This is a genomic window from Desulfovibrio cuneatus DSM 11391 (assembly GCF_000430005.1).
Lineage (GTDB): Bacteria > Desulfobacterota > Desulfovibrionia > Desulfovibrionales > Desulfovibrionaceae > Frigididesulfovibrio > Frigididesulfovibrio cuneatus.
Window position 1 is genome coordinate 1 of the sequence record NZ_AUCY01000026.1, and the last position, 16040, is coordinate 16040.

Sequence of the window (16040 nt, forward strand, 5' to 3'; positions counted from 1 at the left end):
CACGCTGTTTTTTATTCAGTACCCCAAAATGGGGTGGAGGAGGGTGGGGGTGTGGGGGAGGGAACCAGAAGGGCTTCAAGCCCTTGGGGTTCCCTCCCCCACATTCTTATCTCTTTCTTCCCCGTCCACCGTTACATCAATGGCCCCTTGGTGCAGGGTCACGTGCAGGTGCTGGCCGGGGGTTACGGCATTGGCGCTGCGTATGAACTGGCCTTGGCTGTTTTGCACCAGGGCATAGCCGCGGGCCAGGGGTGCGTGCGGGTTCACGGCTTCCAGGCGCAGGCTAAGGCGTTCCACGCGGTGCAGGGCTTCCATAACGCGCATGTCGCCGCTGTGGGCAAGGCGCTGGGTAAGGGAAGCAAGTCGGGCCTGTTCACGGGGCAGGCGCTGTGCAGCGCGGCCAAGGCCTACGTGCAGCCGGGCCAACTGGGCAGCCTGGGTGGCAATATTCTGGGGTGGGGAGCGGCGCAGGGCTTCGGTAAGGTTTTGCAAGCGCTGCCCCCACAGGGCCAGCTTGCGCTGGGGGCTTTGCCAGTGCAGGGCCTGGGTATAATGGATAAGGACCCCGGCACGTTGGGTAAGCTGGCGGGTGCCTGCGGCGTGCAGCTTGGTGTGCAGGGTATGTAGCCGCTCATACAGGGCGGTGCGTTCCGGCCAGAGTAATTGGGCAGCATGGGTGGGGGTGGCGGCGCGCACGTCTGCCGTGAGGTCTGCCAGGGTAAAGTCCACCTCGTGGCCAATGCCTGCCAGCACGGGTACCGGGGCTTCAAACACGGCCTTGGCAACCCGTTCATCGTTAAAGGCCCACAAATCTTCCAGGGAACCACCACCGCGTACCAGCACAATAACGTCTGCCTGCCCTTGCTGGCGAATACGTGTTATGGCCCGCAAAATGGCTTCCGGCGCTTCTGCCCCTTGCACTTGCACAGGGTACAGGCGCACGGTGCTGCCGTGGCCCCGTGTTTCGGCAATGCGTAAAAAGTCGTACACCGCTGCCCCGTGGGGGGAGGTGATAAGGGCAATATTCTTGGGGTGGCTGGGCAGGGGGCGCTTGCGTTCCAGGTTGAAGTAGCCCAGCTCATACAGCTTGGCCCGCAGGCGGTCAAATTCTGCCTGCAAACTGCCAATGCCTGCTTCTTCCGCCAGCTCCACCACCATTTGGTAGGAGCCACGGGGGCCGTATACCGTAAGGCGGCCCGCACAAATAATTTCCTGCCCGTTGGCCAGGGTTTGGGCCAGGTTGGGGCGGGTGCCTTCTTCAAACACTTCCCCGGTCAGGGGGTCGAACTGCTGGGCACGGGTTTGCTGTTGCTTGAACCACACGGCAGCCAGGGTATTTTCCGCATCGCGCAGGGAAAAATAGAGGTGCCCGGAGGCAGGCCGGGAAACGTTGGTGACCTGCCCGCGCACCCACACAAACGGAAACGCGCCCTCAAGCCGGGCCTTAATGGCCCGGGTGAGGGCGGTAACGGAAAGGATTTGTCCTTCCCCTGCCATGGGGCTACATACCCCAACTGGCGTAAACGCTGTTTTTCCAGGTGACAAAGGCTTCCATAAACCCTTGGGCGGGCAGTTCCACCTTTTCTCCGGTTTTACGGTTTTTGGCTTCCACTACGCCACGGGCAAGGCCTTTGGCCCCCACCACAAGCTGCATGGGCGCGCCAATAAGGTCGGCATCGTTAAACTTCACGCCGGGGCGCTCTTCACGGTCGTCCAGCAGTATGTCCAGCCCAAGTTCCTGAATTTGGCGGTACATTTCTTCTGCCGGGCCAAATACCGCTTCATTGGCAGGGTCAAGGCACAGCAGCACCACTTCCATGGGGGCCATGGGCGGGGGGAACACAATGCCTTTATCATCATGGTTCTGTTCAATACAGGAAGCCACCACACGGGTTACCCCAATGCCGTAACAGCCCATAATCATATCTTTTTCCGCGCCCGTTTCGTCAAGGAACACAGCCTTCATGGCTTTGGAATATTTGGTGCCCAGCTTGAACACGTGGCCCACTTCAATGCCCCGTGCTGTACCCAGCATTGCGCCGCAGCGCACGCAGGTATCGCCTTCTGCCACAGTGCGCAGGTCCACATAGGCGGTTATTTTGGCGTCGCGGCGCAGGCTCACGTTGGTCAGGTGGCTATCTGCCTTGTTGGCACCAGCCACCCAGCCTTCACGCTGTTCCAGCTCAAGGTCTGCCAGAATGGTGGGCACTTCAAGTGCTACTGGTCCGGCAAAGCCCACAGGGGCTTTCGTCCATTGCTGCACCTGTTCTGGGGTAGCAAGGTGCACTTCGTCGGCATTGAGGTGGTTTTTCACCTTGATTTCGTTCAGTTCCCTGTCGCCGCGTACCAAAGCTGCCACGGGCTTGCCGTCTACATCCAGCAAAATGGTTTTTACAATGTGGAAGGCTGGCACTTGCAGGAAGGCCGAAATTTCTTCCACCGAATGTTGGGCCGGGGTAAACACTTCAGCACAGGGGGGGCAGTCTACGCTGCTGGGGGTATACGCTACCTTGGCCACGGCGCGTTCCAGGTTGGCGGCATAGTCGCACCCGGTGCAGGACACCACGGTGTCTTCCCCGGTTTGGGCAAGTACCATGAATTCATGGGAAAAGCTGCCGCCAATGGAGCCGGAATCGGCCTCCACCGGGCGAAACTTCAAAGCAAGGCGGCTGAAAATGCGGTTGTAGGCGTCGTACATGGCGCGATAGCTGATGTCTGCGCCCTGGTCGTCCTTATCAAAAGAATAGCCATCTTTCATAATAAATTCACGCCCGCGCATAAGGCCGAAGCGGGGGCGAATTTCGTCGCGAAACTTGGTTTGAATCTGGTACAGGGAAAGGGGAAGCTGGCGGTAGGAGCGCACTTCGCCGCGCACCAGGTCGGTCATCACTTCTTCATGGGTGGGGCCAAGGCAGTAGTGGCGGTCGTGGCGGTCGGTAAAGCGCAGCAGTTCCTTGCCGTATAATTCCCAGCGGCCAGACTCAACCCACAAATCGCCGGGCTGTACGGCGGGCAGCAGCACTTCCTGCGAGCCTGCACGGTTCATTTCTTCCCGCACAATGTTGGAAACCTTGGCAATGGCCCGCAGGCCAAGGGGCAGGTAGTTGTAAATGCCCGCCGCCAGCTTGCGGATCATGCCAGCACGGGTCATAAGCTGGTGGCTTATGACTTCTGCATCAGCAGGGGCTTCTTTCAGGGTGGGAATGTAGGATCGGCTCCAGCGCATGGTATTTCTCCGTAATATAATTAGTGTTGGTCGTGTTCAGTTATGATTTGGGGGACGCTGTCCCCCAATCCCCCTGCAAGGGACGTGACGCCCCTTGACCCCCATTTGCGTGCAGCTTTTCGCAAAACGAAAAGCTGCACGCTGAGGTGGGGTTCCAAGAGGACAATTGTGCAGGAAGCACAATTGGGAACTGCCCACAGGGCAGGAGCCGAAGGCCGAGGCCCAGGAAGGGCCGAGTCAATCATGCCCTTGGCGGAGGGGGACAGCGTCCCCCAATTAGCGTTCTTGTAAAAAAGCCTCAATTTCTTGCATCAGGGCATTGAGTAATTCCTGTTGGCCTCCGGTAACAGAGCCCACCACCTGTCCTTTGCGGAACAGGATGCCTTTGCCCCTGCCGCCAGCAATGCCCACATCGGCTTCGCGTGCTTCGCCGGGGCCGTTCACCACGCAGCCCATAACGGCCACGGTGAACGTTTGGGAAACATGGGCGAGGCGTTCTTCCACCGCTTGTGCAAGGCCAATAAGGTCAATTTCCGTGCGGCCGCAGGTGGGGCAGGAAATTATCTCCGGGCCACGCTGGCGCAGCCCAAGGGAGCGCAGAATTTGCCAGGCCACTTCCACTTCCCGCACGGGGTCGTGGGTGAGGGAAACGCGGATAGTATCACCGAGGCCTTCAGACAGCAATATGCCAATACCTACAGCCGATTTTACTGCCCCGCGTAGCAGGGTGCCTGCCTCGGTAATGCCTGTGTGCAGGGGGTAGGGGCAACGGCTGGCCAGCAGGCGGTACGCGGCTAAAGTGTCTGGCACAGAAGACGATTTCAGGGAAATCTTGATGGCCTCAAACCCGCGCTTTTCCAACAGGGCCACATGGCTCATGGCACTTTCCACCAGTGCTTCCGGGGTGGGGCCGTGGAAGCGGTGCAGCAGTTCTTTTTCCAGTGAACCTGCGTTTACCCCAATGCGAATGGGGGCCTTGTGAGCCTTGGCAGCGTCCACCACCATGTCTACCTTGGCAGGGCCGCCAATGTTGCCGGGGTTAATGCGCAAGGCTGCGGCGCCCCCTTCCAGGCTAGCCACGGCAAGGCGGGCGTCAAAATGGATGTCTGCCACCACAGGCAGGGGGGAGGCAGCACACAGGGCGGGCATGGCTTTGGCGGCGGTGTCGTCTGGCACGGCAACACGCACAATTTCACACCCGGCGGCAGCAAGGCGCTCTATCTGGGCCAGGGTGGCGGGCACGTCCCGCGTGTCTGTGTTGGTCATGCTTTGCACAACCACAGGGGCACCGCCCCCAATGGGAACAGAACCTATGTGAATTTGCCGGGTGGTGTGGTTGTTCATCTATGCCTCATCATTATGCTGTATGAGAGAATACTATTGATTTTATTTGGGAAGGCTCTGCCTCCCCAAACCCCTCCGCCAAGGGCATGATTGACTCGGCCCTTCCTGGGCCTCGGCCTTCGGCTCCTGCCCTGTGGGCAGTTCCCAATTGTGCTTCCTGCACAATTGTCCCCCTGCAAGGGGCGTCACGTCCCTTGCAGGGGGATTGGGGGACAGCGTCCCCCAACAAAAATCAGCACTTCCTATTTTTGCCGTAATTGGCGGGCGTCACCAACGCGGACTGTTAGGCGTATGGTGTCGAAGTGTTCCAATAGGGCTACAAGAAACTTGCGTGAAAGTCCTGTTACTTCTTTCAGGCCTGCCAGGTCAATGCTTTGGTGTGTGTCGAACCAGCGTACGGTTTTCTCTTTCAGGCTATCAAGGGCTTTGGTTTCGTACCAAATGCCATCAGCCACCTTCACAATTTCGCCATCGTCCTGCATAAGCTTGATAACCGCTGCTGCGTCCTTGGGGTCTGTTTGCAGGGCTTCCAGCACATCTTTCATGTTGGGTGGGGTAATGCCCCCCTGGGTGTGGGCTTGTAGAATGGCGGCCCGCAGTTTGCCCTGGTCGGAAGCAAGGCTTACCTTGTGCCCCGGCAGGTGCAGCACGTCGCCTGCCAGTACTAGTGTTCCTTGGCGCACAAGGCGCTCCATAATAAAATGGGCCAGCTTGGGGGGCAGGCTTTTTCCCCAGCCGGAAAGCATTTCGTTGCGGCCTGGCCCCTGCTTCATGGGGTTTGCCTTGTGGTGGGCAGTTACAGCGGCAAGGCAGGTTTCGGAAAGGTGCCCAATGGCCCCTTCCCCCAGGTAGCGGCGTTCTTCTTTGTCTACACAAAAAGCAAGTTGCTTTGCCCCAAGGTGGGCCAAAAGCTTTTCCAGGGGCTTGGCCCCGGCACTGGTAAGCACCGCCAGTTCTTGGAAGGTTGCCCCTGCTTCCCCGGCAAGGTCAAGGGCGGCAATGGCTTGCAAGGCGTCGGGCTGCTGTTCCGGGGGGAGTGATTGTTTTTTAGCCCCTTTACCTTCCGGCTCGCCTGCTGCCTGCTGTGGTGGCGCAGTGGGGGCAATGGTGGTGGCAAGACGGTGCAGGGCAGCGCACTGGCTGGCAAAATGGCTGCTTTTGCGGCGCAGGCCAAGGCCCAGAGGGTGCAATAGCACGCCCCCTGCCACAGTGCGCAAGGGAGAAAAAGAGCGTAGCACGCAGCGGTCGCCAAACACGCCCACCATGGGCTCGGTAAAGCGGGCCTCGCACAGGGCGGTTTCCCCTGGGCCAAGCTGGTCTACTTCCGGGAAATAGAGCTGGGCCTGCACACTTTTGGCTCCGTGGTGCAGGTGCACGGTGGTGCGCTGCTTCAGGGGCCGGGGGGAAGAAGAGAGGCAGGTGAGCTCCAGCAAAAACCGTTGGCTGGGGAACAGGGTGCCGGGGTGGGCCAACACGTCGCCCCTGTGAATGTCTTCCACGGCAAGGTTTTGCAGGTTAATGGCAGTGCGCTGCCCGGCAGGGCTGCTTTGGGCGGTGCTGCCGTGGCTTTGCAGGCTGCGCACACGGCTGGGCAGCAGGCGCGGGTATAAGGTTACGTCTTCTCCCACGGCGGCTGTGCCGGAAATCATGGTGCCGGTGACCACTGTGCCGTGCCCTTTCATGGTGAACACGCGGTCTACGGGCAGGCGGAACAGGTCGGCCCGGCGCTTGGGGGCCAGGGTGGTGGCCAGTTCTTCCAAAAAGGCCACCAGCGGCTCCATGCCTTGCCCGGTGTGGGCTGAAAGGGGAAACACAGGGGCGTTTTCCATGAACGTGCCATGCAAAAAGGCGGCAATGTCTTCCTGGGCAAGCTCCAGCAGTTCTTCGTCTACCATGTCTGTTTTGGTAATGACCACGGCCCCGCGCCCAATGCCAAGCAGGGAACATATTTCCAGGTGCTCGCGGGTTTGGGGCATAACGCCTTCGTCCGCGGCAATCACCAGCAGCACAAAGTCGATGCCAGAAGCGCCCGCCACCATGGTGTGCACAAACTTTTCGTGGCCGGGTACGTCCACAATGGAAAGACGCCCCCCGCCGGAAAGGGGCAAGTGGGCAAACCCCAGTTCAATGGTAATGCCACGGGTTTTTTCTTCAAGCAGTCTGTCGCAATCTGTGCCGGTAAGGCGGCGCACAAGGCTTGTTTTGCCGTGGTCAATGTGGCCTGCTGTTCCTACTACCAAAGGCATGAAGGCTCCTTTTGGAAAAAATTGCGCATGACTTTTCTTGATTTTTATTGGGGGACGCTGTCCCCCAGCCCCTGCAAGGGGAATGATTCCCCTTGACCCCCATTTGCGTTCAGCTTTTCGCCATGCGAAAAACTGAATGCTGATGTGGGGTTCCAAGAGGACAATTGTGCAGGAAGCACAATTGGGAACTGCCCACAGGGCAGGAGCCGAAGGCCGAGGCCCAGGAAGGGCCGAGTCAATCATGCCCTTGGCGGAGGGGTTTGGGGAGGCAGAGCCTTCCCAAATAAAATAGAGTAGTTTTCAGTTGCAACGGGCGTTTCAGCCCTTATTCATCCCGCAAGGCGCGGTTCATCAGTTCCCCCACCACCCGGCGCGGGCTGGCCCCTTCCTGAACAATGCGGCGCACTGCCTGGGCAACGGGCAGGTCTACCCCCAGTTGTGCCCCCAGGGTACAGGCGGCGTCGGTGGTTTTTACGCCTTCTGCCACGTTACGCATGCTGGCAGTAATATGCTCCATGCTTTCCCCCCTGCCAAGGCGCAGGCCCACTTGCCTGTTGCGGGAAAGGTCCCCGGTGCAGGTAAGGACCAAGTCGCCCATGCCGGAAAGCCCCATAAAGGTAGGGGCTTGCGCCCCAAGGGAAACCCCAAGGCGGCTCATTTCGGCAAGGCTGCGGGTGATGAGGGCGGCGCGGGCGCTGTGCCCCAGTTCCAGGCCGTCGCACAGGCCTGCGGCAATGGCCATGACGTTTTTCAGGGCACCGCCAAGCTCCACCCCGGTCACGTCCGGGCTGGAATACACCCGGAACAGGGAAGAAGAAAGGGCTTCACGCAGGGTGGCCCGCAGGGCTTGTGGGCCGCACCCCAGCACCACGGCAGTGGGTTTGCCTTCCGTTACTTCATGGGCAAAGGAAGGGCCGGATAAAATGGCATAATTGGTGGCCTGGGTGGGCCACACGGCTTCTACTACGTGCTGCATGGTGCAGGCGTTGGCCACTTCAATGCCTTTGCTGGTGCAAATGGGAATGGCACTGTGGGGCACCAGGGGGGCAAGGGGGGCAAGGGTTGCCCGCATGTGTTGGCAGGGCACGGCCAAAAGGCAAATTTCAGCCTTGTGCAGGGCAGCTTCCGGGCTGGTGGTGGCGGCAAGGGCAGGGTGCAGGGCAAGCCCTGGTAAGTACCGCGGGTTTTCATGCTGCCGGGTAATGGCGGTTGCCTGTTCTTCACTACGCAGCAACATGGTCACGTTGTGGCCCTGGCCTGCAAACAGGTGCCCAAGTGCCGTGCCCCAACTGCCACCCCCAATAACCGCAATGTGCATAGTCATTCCTTCAAAAAAGCAAAAAGATTCTGGAAAGAGCGTTGCTGCCAGGCCTGCTACCAGAGCGGGTTTTTGTTGCAAATAGCAAAGAAGCACCTGCCACTGCCATTATGGCAGATAAACCAACGCCTGAAAAGGCTGGGATGAGGCTTTTTATGGGCAGAGGGCTGTTTTTCCTGTGCCGTTGGGGGAATGGGTGCATCTTTAGCACGCTGTTGCGTGGTGCTGAGAAAAAACTGTGTCATGAGGAAGGCGTAGCGTAGCCTGCGGGCAATGCCTTTGTCCCGGTGGGTAATAGTTGGTGGAAGCAAGACCCCTTTTCTGCAGTACAGGAATGACCATTGGCAAGGGCCCAGGAGGCGAGTGGAAATAAAAGGACATGTAATTTGACAATTAGATAGAGAGGTGTTCTATATTGAAGATGCCGATTTTCCAGACTTTGGCACGTTGGTGACGTGCCTGTGGAAGCAGTGCTGCCCTGTGTGCAGGGCTGTTGGTAAAGGCTGGGAAGGGAGGCTGGCATTATTCATGCCAGCTTGGCACATAACCAGTGGAGGTTGCAGGTATGAAAATGTTGGCTGCAGTGCTTTATGAACAGGGTGGGCAGTTTGTTTTTGAGGAAGTGGACCTGGCAGAACCTAAAGAAAATGAGGTACTGGTTAAAGTTGTTGCTGTAGGCGTGTGCCATACTGATGAAGGTGGCCGCCAGTGGATGATTGAGCCGCCTGTGGTGTTGGGGCATGAAGGTTCCGGCATTGTTGAACGCGTAGGGGCTGGGGTAAAAAACTTTCAGCCGGGCGACCATGTAGTGATAACCGTTGCTTCCTGCGGCACTTGCAACTACTGCACCAAAGGCATGCCATTTGCCTGCCCGCATATGGGGGCGTTGAACATTGGCGGTAAAATGCAGGATGGCACCAGCCGAATTTCCAAAAATGGTAAGGAAATTAAAAACTTTTTTGGTCAGTCTACTTTTGCGCAATATGCTGTGGTCAATGCCACCAGCCTTGTAAAGGTTGATAAGACGGTCGATATCGCCATGTTGGGGCCATTGGGGTGCGGCTTTCAAACCGGGGCAGGCACTGTGCTTGGTTGCCTGAAAGCGGGGCCAGAAGACAGCCTGGTTATTTTTGGTTGTGGTTCGCTGGGGTTAACCGGGGTAATGGCGGCAAAAATAGCTGGCTGCAAGCATATTATTGCAGTGGGCGGTACGCCGGACAAACTGAAACTTGCCTTGGAACTGGGCGCAACCCACACCATTAACAGGAAGGAAGTGGCAGACGTGCCTGCCGAAGTTACCCGTATTTGCGGCAGGGGGGCAAGCCTTGCCTTTGAAACTACAGGAGCCCCGGCCATGTTTACCATAGCCCTGGCAAGCCTTGGTGCCCTTGGGAAAGTGGCCCTGTGTGGTGTGGGCAATAAATTTACATTCGACCCCATGGACCTGATTATTGGCAGCAAAACCATTGTGGGGAGCAATGAAGGTAACCTTTCCTACCACACCTTCATTCCGCAAATGGTGGAATATTACAAACAAGGTAAATTCCCCTTTGATAAACTCATTAAGTATTACGATTTTAAAGATATAGAGCAGGCGTTTCAAGATTCGCACAAGGGGCTTACCGTAAAGCCAGTGCTCCGGCTGCCTTAGTTGCCGGTGTTTTTTCCTCCTAGGTTTTGTTGAGATGTGTTGTGGGGCACCCCCCCGCACATCTCAACCTGCTTTGGTTCCCTCAAGGGGCGGGGGAGTTTGCCCTTGTCTTTTCAAAAAAGCTGTTCAAACAAAAAGGCCGCATTGCGGCCTTTTTGTTTGAACAGTCTACCTCCTGCCTCCGAGCAATTTCAAAGTGAAATTGCCCCTGGGGGAGAGGCTGCTGTATTATATGCTCGTTATGATACTTTTGAAGGGCGAATAGTCAGCACGGGAATGGAGGCGCTTTTCACCACCCGTTCAGCAACAGAGCCGAACAGGATGCGGTCAAAGCCCTTGCGCCCGTGGGTGCCCATAATGATCATGTCTGCCCCGCTGGCCTTGGCCGTTTCAATAATTTCTTCTGCCGGGTAACCATGCACCACCACACCCTTTGTTTTTACTTCCTTAAAGGTGGCGGTTACAAATTCTTCCATACTTTTTTCAGCCCCGGCAACAATTTTTTGCACCGTGCCTTCAAGGGAGCTGGGGGGCACATGCAGGCCAACATACTGGGCAAGATCTGGTGCGGCATATACCACAATGATTTCTGCCCCCAAGGCTTTGGCAAAGGTTGTGGCGTAAGAAGCAACTTCTTCGCTGTGCTGGGAAAGGTCGACTGCACACAGAATTTTGGAAATCTTTTTCATGGCTCGTTCCTTATGTACCCTATGTTCTTGCCCTGTTGCCAGGCAGGTGGGTATGAACCCTCTGGCGGCGTTGCCCTGCTGTTCAGGGCGTGCGTACATTTTGCTGCATTGGTAGCTACGGCTTGTATGCTTGTCGCATCAGTCATCGTATGAAAAACATGCACACTTTGTGGAAAGACGTATGTATAGTTTAGTGCTTTTTTATGATAGAGTCGAGTGAAAATTGTGCTTTTTTTCACCCGAGTAAATTTACATTGAAAATTCCTTGGTTTATGTTACGTATTTCTCACTGTCTGTTGGCTTTGAGAGCATTTGTATGATAAAATTGCTTTGTAGACGCTTTGCGGGCACCCATGAAGCGTGTCGTTGTATTTTATCATAACACGCTGTTATATAAAATCCTTCACGCGCTTAACTGCAAATGGAGAGAGCTTTTTAACGGTAAAATTCTCTAGGGGGGCAGGCAATTCTTGCCGCGCCAAGGGGCCGGGTGGGTTTTTTTCGGTGCAAAAGGGGCACTGCCAGGCAACGGGTGTTGCAGCAAGGAAAAAAATGCCGAGCCTTGAAATTTTTTGTTCAATAATATTTGGTAGGTAAGAATTTGCCGTTGCTTGGCAACTTTTTTGCATAGCAATTTGCAATCAATGACTTTGGAGGCGTTATGAAAATAACCAACGAACAGTTGGCTGCCCTGCAAGAGCTGGAACCACGCCGTAAAAAGGCAGATGCCCCTGTGGGGTTTGAAGCCCTTATGGCAGAACAGCTAAGTGCCACGGTGGCTCCTGGTGTTGCCTCTGAAGCAAGTGCGGAAACGGCAAGGGTTCAGGGCATACTGGCCCCAAACCTTATGGGCCAAGTAGACTTAGGGTATGCAGCCCAACCGGAACAACCCGTGCTTGCCGGGGCAGGCGCGCGGCTTGAGGATATTTTTTCATCGTTTGAAGCCTATGCTGGCGAACTTGGCAATGAAGCTGAGGGAAACTTGCGTTCCGCTTACAGCGCGCTTGAAAAAATGACTCAGGACATTGCTGCTTTCAAGCAAGAGTATCCAAACCTGGCACAAAGTCAGCCGGGCCTTGCCTCTGTTTTGAATGAACTGGATGTGCTTGCCACAACTGAAACGTTCAAGTTTAACCGGGGCGACTACTTGTAGAAGGCAGTTCTATTGCTGTACTGGAATGCAGATGTTCCTGTAGAGTACGTGTTACAAATAATCCCCTTGCAAGGCAAACACCTTGCAAGGGGATTATTGTTTTATGGGTATTTGTGGGGGGGCTAATAACTCAGCGACTTCTTAGGGAGCACTAGTTACATTGCAATTGGGAAACGCTCAGTTTTTTCGTTTGGCAAGGCGCGAGCGATTTTTGCAAGGGGGCTGGACTCTTTTGTCCTGCCCCCTTGCAAAAATCGAGAAACAACGCAGCCAAACGGAAAAAATGAGCGTTTCCCTTAAAAGCCTTTTTGGGCCATCAGGTCAATCAAATCTGCCACCCGGCAGGAATAGCCCCATTCGTTGTCGTACCACGCCACTACTTTTGCCACGTTGCCGCCAGTAATGTTGGTGTATTCTGCTTCCACAATGGAAGAGCGCGGGTCGCCTTTAAAGTCGCTGGAAACCAGTGGCTCTTCACTGTAGCCCAGAATGCCTTTCATGGGGCCTTCGGCTGCTGCCTTCAGCACATTTTGCAGTGTTTCCGTATCTGTGCTTTTTTCCAGAATGGCGGTGAAGTCCACCACTGAAACAGTGGGGGTGGGCACCCGCAATGAATAGCCTGTAAACTTGCCTTTAAGCGCCGGAATAACCTTGGCCACAGCCTGGGCAGCCCCGGTGGAGGTGGGAATTATGTTGCACCCGGCAGCGCGGGCACGGCGCAGGTCTTTGTGGGGCAGGTCCAGAATGCGCTGGTCGTTGGTGTAGGCGTGAATGGTGGTCATAACCCCGGTTTGAATGCCAAAGGCATTATGCATAATAAGGGCCACCGGGGCCAGGCAGTTTGTGGTGCATGAGGCATTGGAAACCACGTGGTGGCGCGCGGGGTCGTATTCCAGGTGGTTAACACCCAGCACAATGGTCAGGTCTTCTTCCTTGGCAGGGGCGGTAATAATGACCTTTTTTGCGCCGTTTTCGCGGTGTACTGCCGCTTGCAGGGCGGTGCGGAAAATGCCGGTAGATTCCACCACCACGTCCACGTCCAGTTCACCCCAGGGCAACAGTTTTGGGTCGCGCTCGGCAAGGCTGCGCACGTGCCAGTCGCCCACGGTAACATTTTCGCCTTCCACCACAGGGGTGAATGGGGCAGGGCCGTAGTTTGTGTCGTGGGCCAGTAAATGGAAGTTGGTGTGGGCGTCGAACAAATCGTTCACGGCCACCACTTCCACCTTGCTGCCATACATGGCGTACAGGGCGCGGAACACCTGGCGGCCAATGCGGCCAAAGCCGTTAATGGCAATACGGGTTCTTCTCATATGGGTAATTCCTTATTTGCTGATTCGCTTTGGGATTTCGTAGTGTAAATGTAATGAGTTTTGAGATAAGCAGCACTTAGAGAGCTTCGGAAACGCTGCATTTTTTCGTTTGGCAAGGCATGAGCTTTTTTTGACGCGGAATTGGGAACCGCACACAGTGCGGGAGCCGAAGGCCGAGGCCCAGGACGGGCCGGGTCAACTCTTCTGTCCTTGACTGTTTCAAAAAAAGCGAAGTAACGCCGCCAAACGGAATACATCAGCGTTTCCTTAGTCTTCAAATACCTGGTAGTTGTACTGCGTTAATAACTCATAGTTTGACTTCAGCGCTTCATGCAGCCGGGCATTTTCAATGGCAATGGCGGCAATGTGGGAAACTGCCAGCAAAAAGTTTTTCTCTTCTTCGGTAAACTGGCGCTCTTCTGCGGCATACACACGCAAGGCGCCAATGGCCTTTTGGTCCACCAGAAGCGGTGCGGCAAGAATGGAAACAAGCCCTTCCGACATGGCAGAAGAAGGGTACTGGAAGCGTGGGTCCACCTGGGCGTTGTTAATGTATACAGGCTTGCCAGTGCTCAGCAGCACAGCGTCGAGCTGGCTTTTTTCCACTTCAATAAAGCCTTTGCGCATGTAGCCCTTGCTCAGGCCATAACTTGCGCTGGCAAGCAGCAACTTGCCCGTGCGGTCTAACAGGCGCAGGGTGCAGGCTTTGGCGTTCAAGGCCTTGGCCACTTCTTCTGTTACTTTTTGGAGCACCGTTTGGGTGTCCAGGCTGGAATTGATAACAGAGGCGACTTCATACAGCGGGGTAAAAAAACAAACAGGCTGGGGAACCATGACTCCTCCCTGGTTGTAGCGTGGGGTATAGTAACCATTGTGGGAAACACGGTGCAAAAAGCACGTGCCGTGCCCAATGTGAAAAGCTCGGTTTTCTCGACACTGCTCATGCGCAGTTCGTGAATTTATGATGCATATTATCCGGTTCTTTCCAAAAGGACAAGCGGGCCTATGCTTTTGCGGGTTTACGAGTAATAATTGTATAATCCATTTGGTTTCGGTGCGAGATTACGCTTTGGGTTGTGGTAATAAATACAGGCTACTTAGTACAAACGCCGACCATTTTCCGTGTTTGCAGGTCTTTTGTTTCCCGGTGAAGCCTGCTATAGTGCTTTTACCCCACTGGCGCTACCTGCAGGAGTTCTCATGCCCAAGCTTTCTTCTTCTCAGCCGGAAGCCGCAAAAAACTTGTTGGCCCGTTGGCAGGCCCCGCCGCCTGTTACCCGCATTTTGGACACTTCCTTCGTGCCCCAGCAAGTGTTTGCCATTCCCCCGTTGTTTGCCCCCATGTTGCGAAAGGTGCTGCGCATCGACGCGCTCATGGACATATTCAACCAAGTTCCTGTACGCGGGGGGGCGTTTGCATTTGCCGAAGACGCCCTGCGTGTTATGGACGTGCGCTTGCAGTGTGACGAAGGCTTTGCCGAGGCCATTCCCAAGGAAGGCCCGCTGGTTATTGTTAGCAACCACCCCTTTGGCGGCATCGACGGCCTGGCCCTGATGCTGGCCCTGCTGCCCCACCGGCCTGACGTAAAGGTGTTGGTGAACTCCATTTTGGGCATTTTTCCTGAACTGCGCCAGTGTTGCCTGCCCCTGGATATTCTTTCCGGCACGGCAGAAGCCTTTGCGGTGAACACTTCCTCCTTGCGTAATGCTAGCAGTCATTTGCAACAAGGCGGGGCCGTGGCCTTTTTCCCATCTGGTACTGTTTCCCACTGGCAGCGCGGCAAGGGCGTGGTAGACCCGGAATGGCAAATGGCTGCCGCTCGCTTGGCCAAGCGCCACAAGGCCCCTGTGCTGCCCCTGTTTTTTCATGGGGGCAACAGCCTGTTGTTTCAAGCCATGGGTTGCCTGCACCCCATGCTGCGCACCCTGATGCTGCCGCGCGAATTTGCCCGCATGCCGGGCAAAACCTTGCGCCTTAGCCACGGCAGGCTGGTGGAACCTAGCGCCATGAACCTGCTGCAAACGCCGGAATCCATTACCGCTTACCTGCGCATGCGCTCCTACGCCCTGGCCGAACGTGACGCTCCCAAAAAGGCTGCCAAGGTGGCGCAAGAAGAGCGCCCCATGGAACCTGTTGCCGAAGCCCACCACCCGGATGCCATTGCTGCCGCGTTTGCCGCCTTGCCCCCGGAAAACCTGCTGGTGCAGGAAGGCGATTACGCCGTGTACGCCATTCGCGGGGGGGAGTCCCCCCTGCTGCTGGAAGAGCTGGGGTCCCTGCGGGAAGGCACATTCCGCCTTGTGGGGGAAGGTTCTGGCAAGGCCCGCGACCTGGATATTTACGACCATAAATACTACCACCTGCTGTTGTGGCACGTGAAAGACCAATGCCTTGTGGGGGCCTACCGCCTTGGCAAGGTGCAGGAAATTCTCACCCAGGAAGGGCCGCAAGGCCTGTACACCACTACCTTGTTCCGCATGAGCCCGGAATTTTTCAGGCGCTATGAGCATTCTTTGGAACTGGGCCGCGCCGTGGTGCACCCCGCCTACCAGCGCGAATACCACCCCTTGATGATGCTGTGGAAGGGCATTGGCCGCTTTTTGTTGCACCACGACGACATACACTGCCTGTTCGGCCCTGTAAGCCTGAGCCTGGATTATACCCCGGCTTCGCTGGGTACTGTGGTGGGCTACTTGCGTACCCAGTGCGGCAGTTCCGAACTGGCAGAACTGGTGCGTGGGCGCACCGTGCCGGATAAACTGCTGAGCCGTGGCAAAGATATGCCCCTGCCTGACACCTTGAACTACAACGGTGTGGTGGCCCTGGTGAAAGATATTGAAGGCGGCAAGGGTATTCCTGTGCTGTTTAAACATTACCTGAAACTGGGCGGCAAAATTGGGGCTTTCCACATTGATACCAGCTTTAATACTTTGGACGCCTTCCTGCTTATGGACCTTGTGCATTCGCCCCTGACAATGCTGGAACGGTATATGACGCCGGAGGGGGCGCGGGCTTTCCTTTCCCGCTGGAGTTAGGAAACGCTCATTTTGTCCGTTTGGCGGCGTGATTTCTCTCCGCTCCTGCGGCGGGTTACATGCT

General features: G+C 56.2%; 11 protein-coding genes. 3 read left to right on the forward strand and 8 right to left on the reverse strand.

Going from position 1 to position 16040, the window contains the following annotated elements; genetic code table 11:
- Nucleotides 1-75: 75 nt before the first annotated feature.
- The 5 genes from xseA to G497_RS0107815 form a co-directional block, all read right to left on the reverse strand.
- On the reverse strand, nucleotides 76-1497 hold the full coding sequence (gene xseA, locus G497_RS0107795; protein WP_027187724.1) for an exodeoxyribonuclease VII large subunit: 1422 nt from the start codon (nucleotides 1495-1497) through the stop codon (nucleotides 76-78).
- Between the two features lie 4 nt (nucleotides 1498-1501).
- A complete protein-coding gene (locus tag G497_RS0107800) occupies nucleotides 1502-3226 on the reverse strand; it encodes a proline--tRNA ligase (protein WP_027187725.1) in 1725 nt (574 codons plus the stop codon).
- A 276-nt stretch (nucleotides 3227-3502) separates the two neighbouring features.
- Nucleotides 3503-4570 carry a flavodoxin-dependent (E)-4-hydroxy-3-methylbut-2-enyl-diphosphate synthase gene (gene ispG / locus G497_RS0107805; protein WP_027187726.1) on the reverse strand — a complete coding sequence of 356 codons (1068 nt, stop codon included), beginning with the start codon at nucleotides 4568-4570 and terminating at the stop codon, nucleotides 3503-3505.
- 242 nt (nucleotides 4571-4812) lie between these two features.
- Complete coding sequence (gene selB / locus G497_RS0107810) at nucleotides 4813-6816, reverse strand: selenocysteine-specific translation elongation factor (RefSeq protein ID WP_027187727.1); 2004 nt, start codon at nucleotides 6814-6816, stop codon at nucleotides 4813-4815.
- A 325-nt stretch (nucleotides 6817-7141) separates the two neighbouring features.
- The gene (locus G497_RS0107815; RefSeq protein WP_027187728.1) at nucleotides 7142-8134 is read right to left on the reverse strand and encodes an NAD(P)H-dependent glycerol-3-phosphate dehydrogenase; all 993 of its coding nucleotides are present in this window, start codon (nucleotides 8132-8134) and stop codon (nucleotides 7142-7144) included.
- 565 nt (nucleotides 8135-8699) lie between these two features.
- On the opposite strand from G497_RS0107815, the gene G497_RS0107825 reads away from it, so the two are divergent.
- A complete protein-coding gene (locus G497_RS0107825; RefSeq protein ID WP_027187730.1) occupies nucleotides 8700-9785 on the forward strand; it encodes an NAD(P)-dependent alcohol dehydrogenase in 1086 nt (361 codons plus the stop codon).
- Nucleotides 9786-10024: 239 nt separating this feature from the next.
- Here G497_RS0107825 and G497_RS0107830 read toward each other — a convergent pair whose 3' ends face one another.
- Nucleotides 10025-10474, reverse strand: a complete 450-nt coding sequence (locus G497_RS0107830; RefSeq protein ID WP_027187731.1) for a universal stress protein — start codon at nucleotides 10472-10474, stop codon at nucleotides 10025-10027.
- Between the two features lie 661 nt (nucleotides 10475-11135).
- On the opposite strand from G497_RS0107830, the gene G497_RS0107840 reads away from it, so the two are divergent.
- Nucleotides 11136-11627: a hypothetical protein gene (locus G497_RS0107840; protein ID WP_051257957.1), complete on the forward strand. Its 492-nt coding sequence runs from the start codon at nucleotides 11136-11138 to the stop codon at nucleotides 11625-11627.
- A 296-nt stretch (nucleotides 11628-11923) separates the two neighbouring features.
- Here G497_RS0107840 and gap read toward each other — a convergent pair whose 3' ends face one another.
- Nucleotides 11924-12940, reverse strand: a complete 1017-nt coding sequence (gap, locus tag G497_RS0107845; RefSeq protein WP_027187734.1) for a type I glyceraldehyde-3-phosphate dehydrogenase — start codon at nucleotides 12938-12940, stop codon at nucleotides 11924-11926.
- Nucleotides 12941-13207: 267 nt separating this feature from the next.
- Nucleotides 13208-13774, reverse strand: coding sequence for a GAF domain-containing protein (locus tag G497_RS0107850; protein WP_027187735.1), 567 nt, complete (start codon nucleotides 13772-13774; stop codon nucleotides 13208-13210).
- Nucleotides 13775-14140: 366 nt separating this feature from the next.
- Between G497_RS0107850 and G497_RS0107855 the strand changes: the two genes are divergently transcribed.
- Nucleotides 14141-15976, forward strand: coding sequence for a bifunctional lysophospholipid acyltransferase family protein/GNAT family N-acetyltransferase (locus G497_RS0107855; protein WP_051257958.1), 1836 nt, complete (start codon nucleotides 14141-14143; stop codon nucleotides 15974-15976).
- The last annotated feature ends 64 nt before the right edge of the window (nucleotides 15977-16040 follow it).

What these genes read in the sequence shown, in the direction of transcription:
- xseA (WP_027187724.1), bottom strand. Translation starts at nt 1,497, where the DNA reads ATGGCAGGGGAAGGACAAATCCTTTCCGTTACCGCCCTCACCCGGGCC.
- G497_RS0107800 (WP_027187725.1), bottom strand. Translation starts at nt 3,226, where the DNA reads ATGCGCTGGAGCCGATCCTACATTCCCACCCTGAAAGAAGCCCCTGCT.
- ispG (WP_027187726.1), bottom strand. Translation starts at nt 4,570, where the DNA reads ATGAACAACCACACCACCCGGCAAATTCACATAGGTTCTGTTCCCATT.
- selB (WP_027187727.1), bottom strand. Translation starts at nt 6,816, where the DNA reads ATGCCTTTGGTAGTAGGAACAGCAGGCCACATTGACCACGGCAAAACA.
- G497_RS0107815 (WP_027187728.1), bottom strand. Translation starts at nt 8,134, where the DNA reads ATGCACATTGCGGTTATTGGGGGTGGCAGTTGGGGCACGGCACTTGGG.
- G497_RS0107825 (WP_027187730.1), top strand. Translation starts at nt 8,700, where the DNA reads ATGAAAATGTTGGCTGCAGTGCTTTATGAACAGGGTGGGCAGTTTGTT.
- G497_RS0107830 (WP_027187731.1), bottom strand. Translation starts at nt 10,474, where the DNA reads ATGAAAAAGATTTCCAAAATTCTGTGTGCAGTCGACCTTTCCCAGCAC.
- G497_RS0107840 (WP_051257957.1), top strand. Translation starts at nt 11,136, where the DNA reads ATGAAAATAACCAACGAACAGTTGGCTGCCCTGCAAGAGCTGGAACCA.
- gap (WP_027187734.1), bottom strand. Translation starts at nt 12,940, where the DNA reads ATGAGAAGAACCCGTATTGCCATTAACGGCTTTGGCCGCATTGGCCGC.
- G497_RS0107850 (WP_027187735.1), bottom strand. Translation starts at nt 13,774, where the DNA reads ATGGTTCCCCAGCCTGTTTGTTTTTTTACCCCGCTGTATGAAGTCGCC.
- G497_RS0107855 (WP_051257958.1), top strand. Translation starts at nt 14,141, where the DNA reads ATGCCCAAGCTTTCTTCTTCTCAGCCGGAAGCCGCAAAAAACTTGTTG.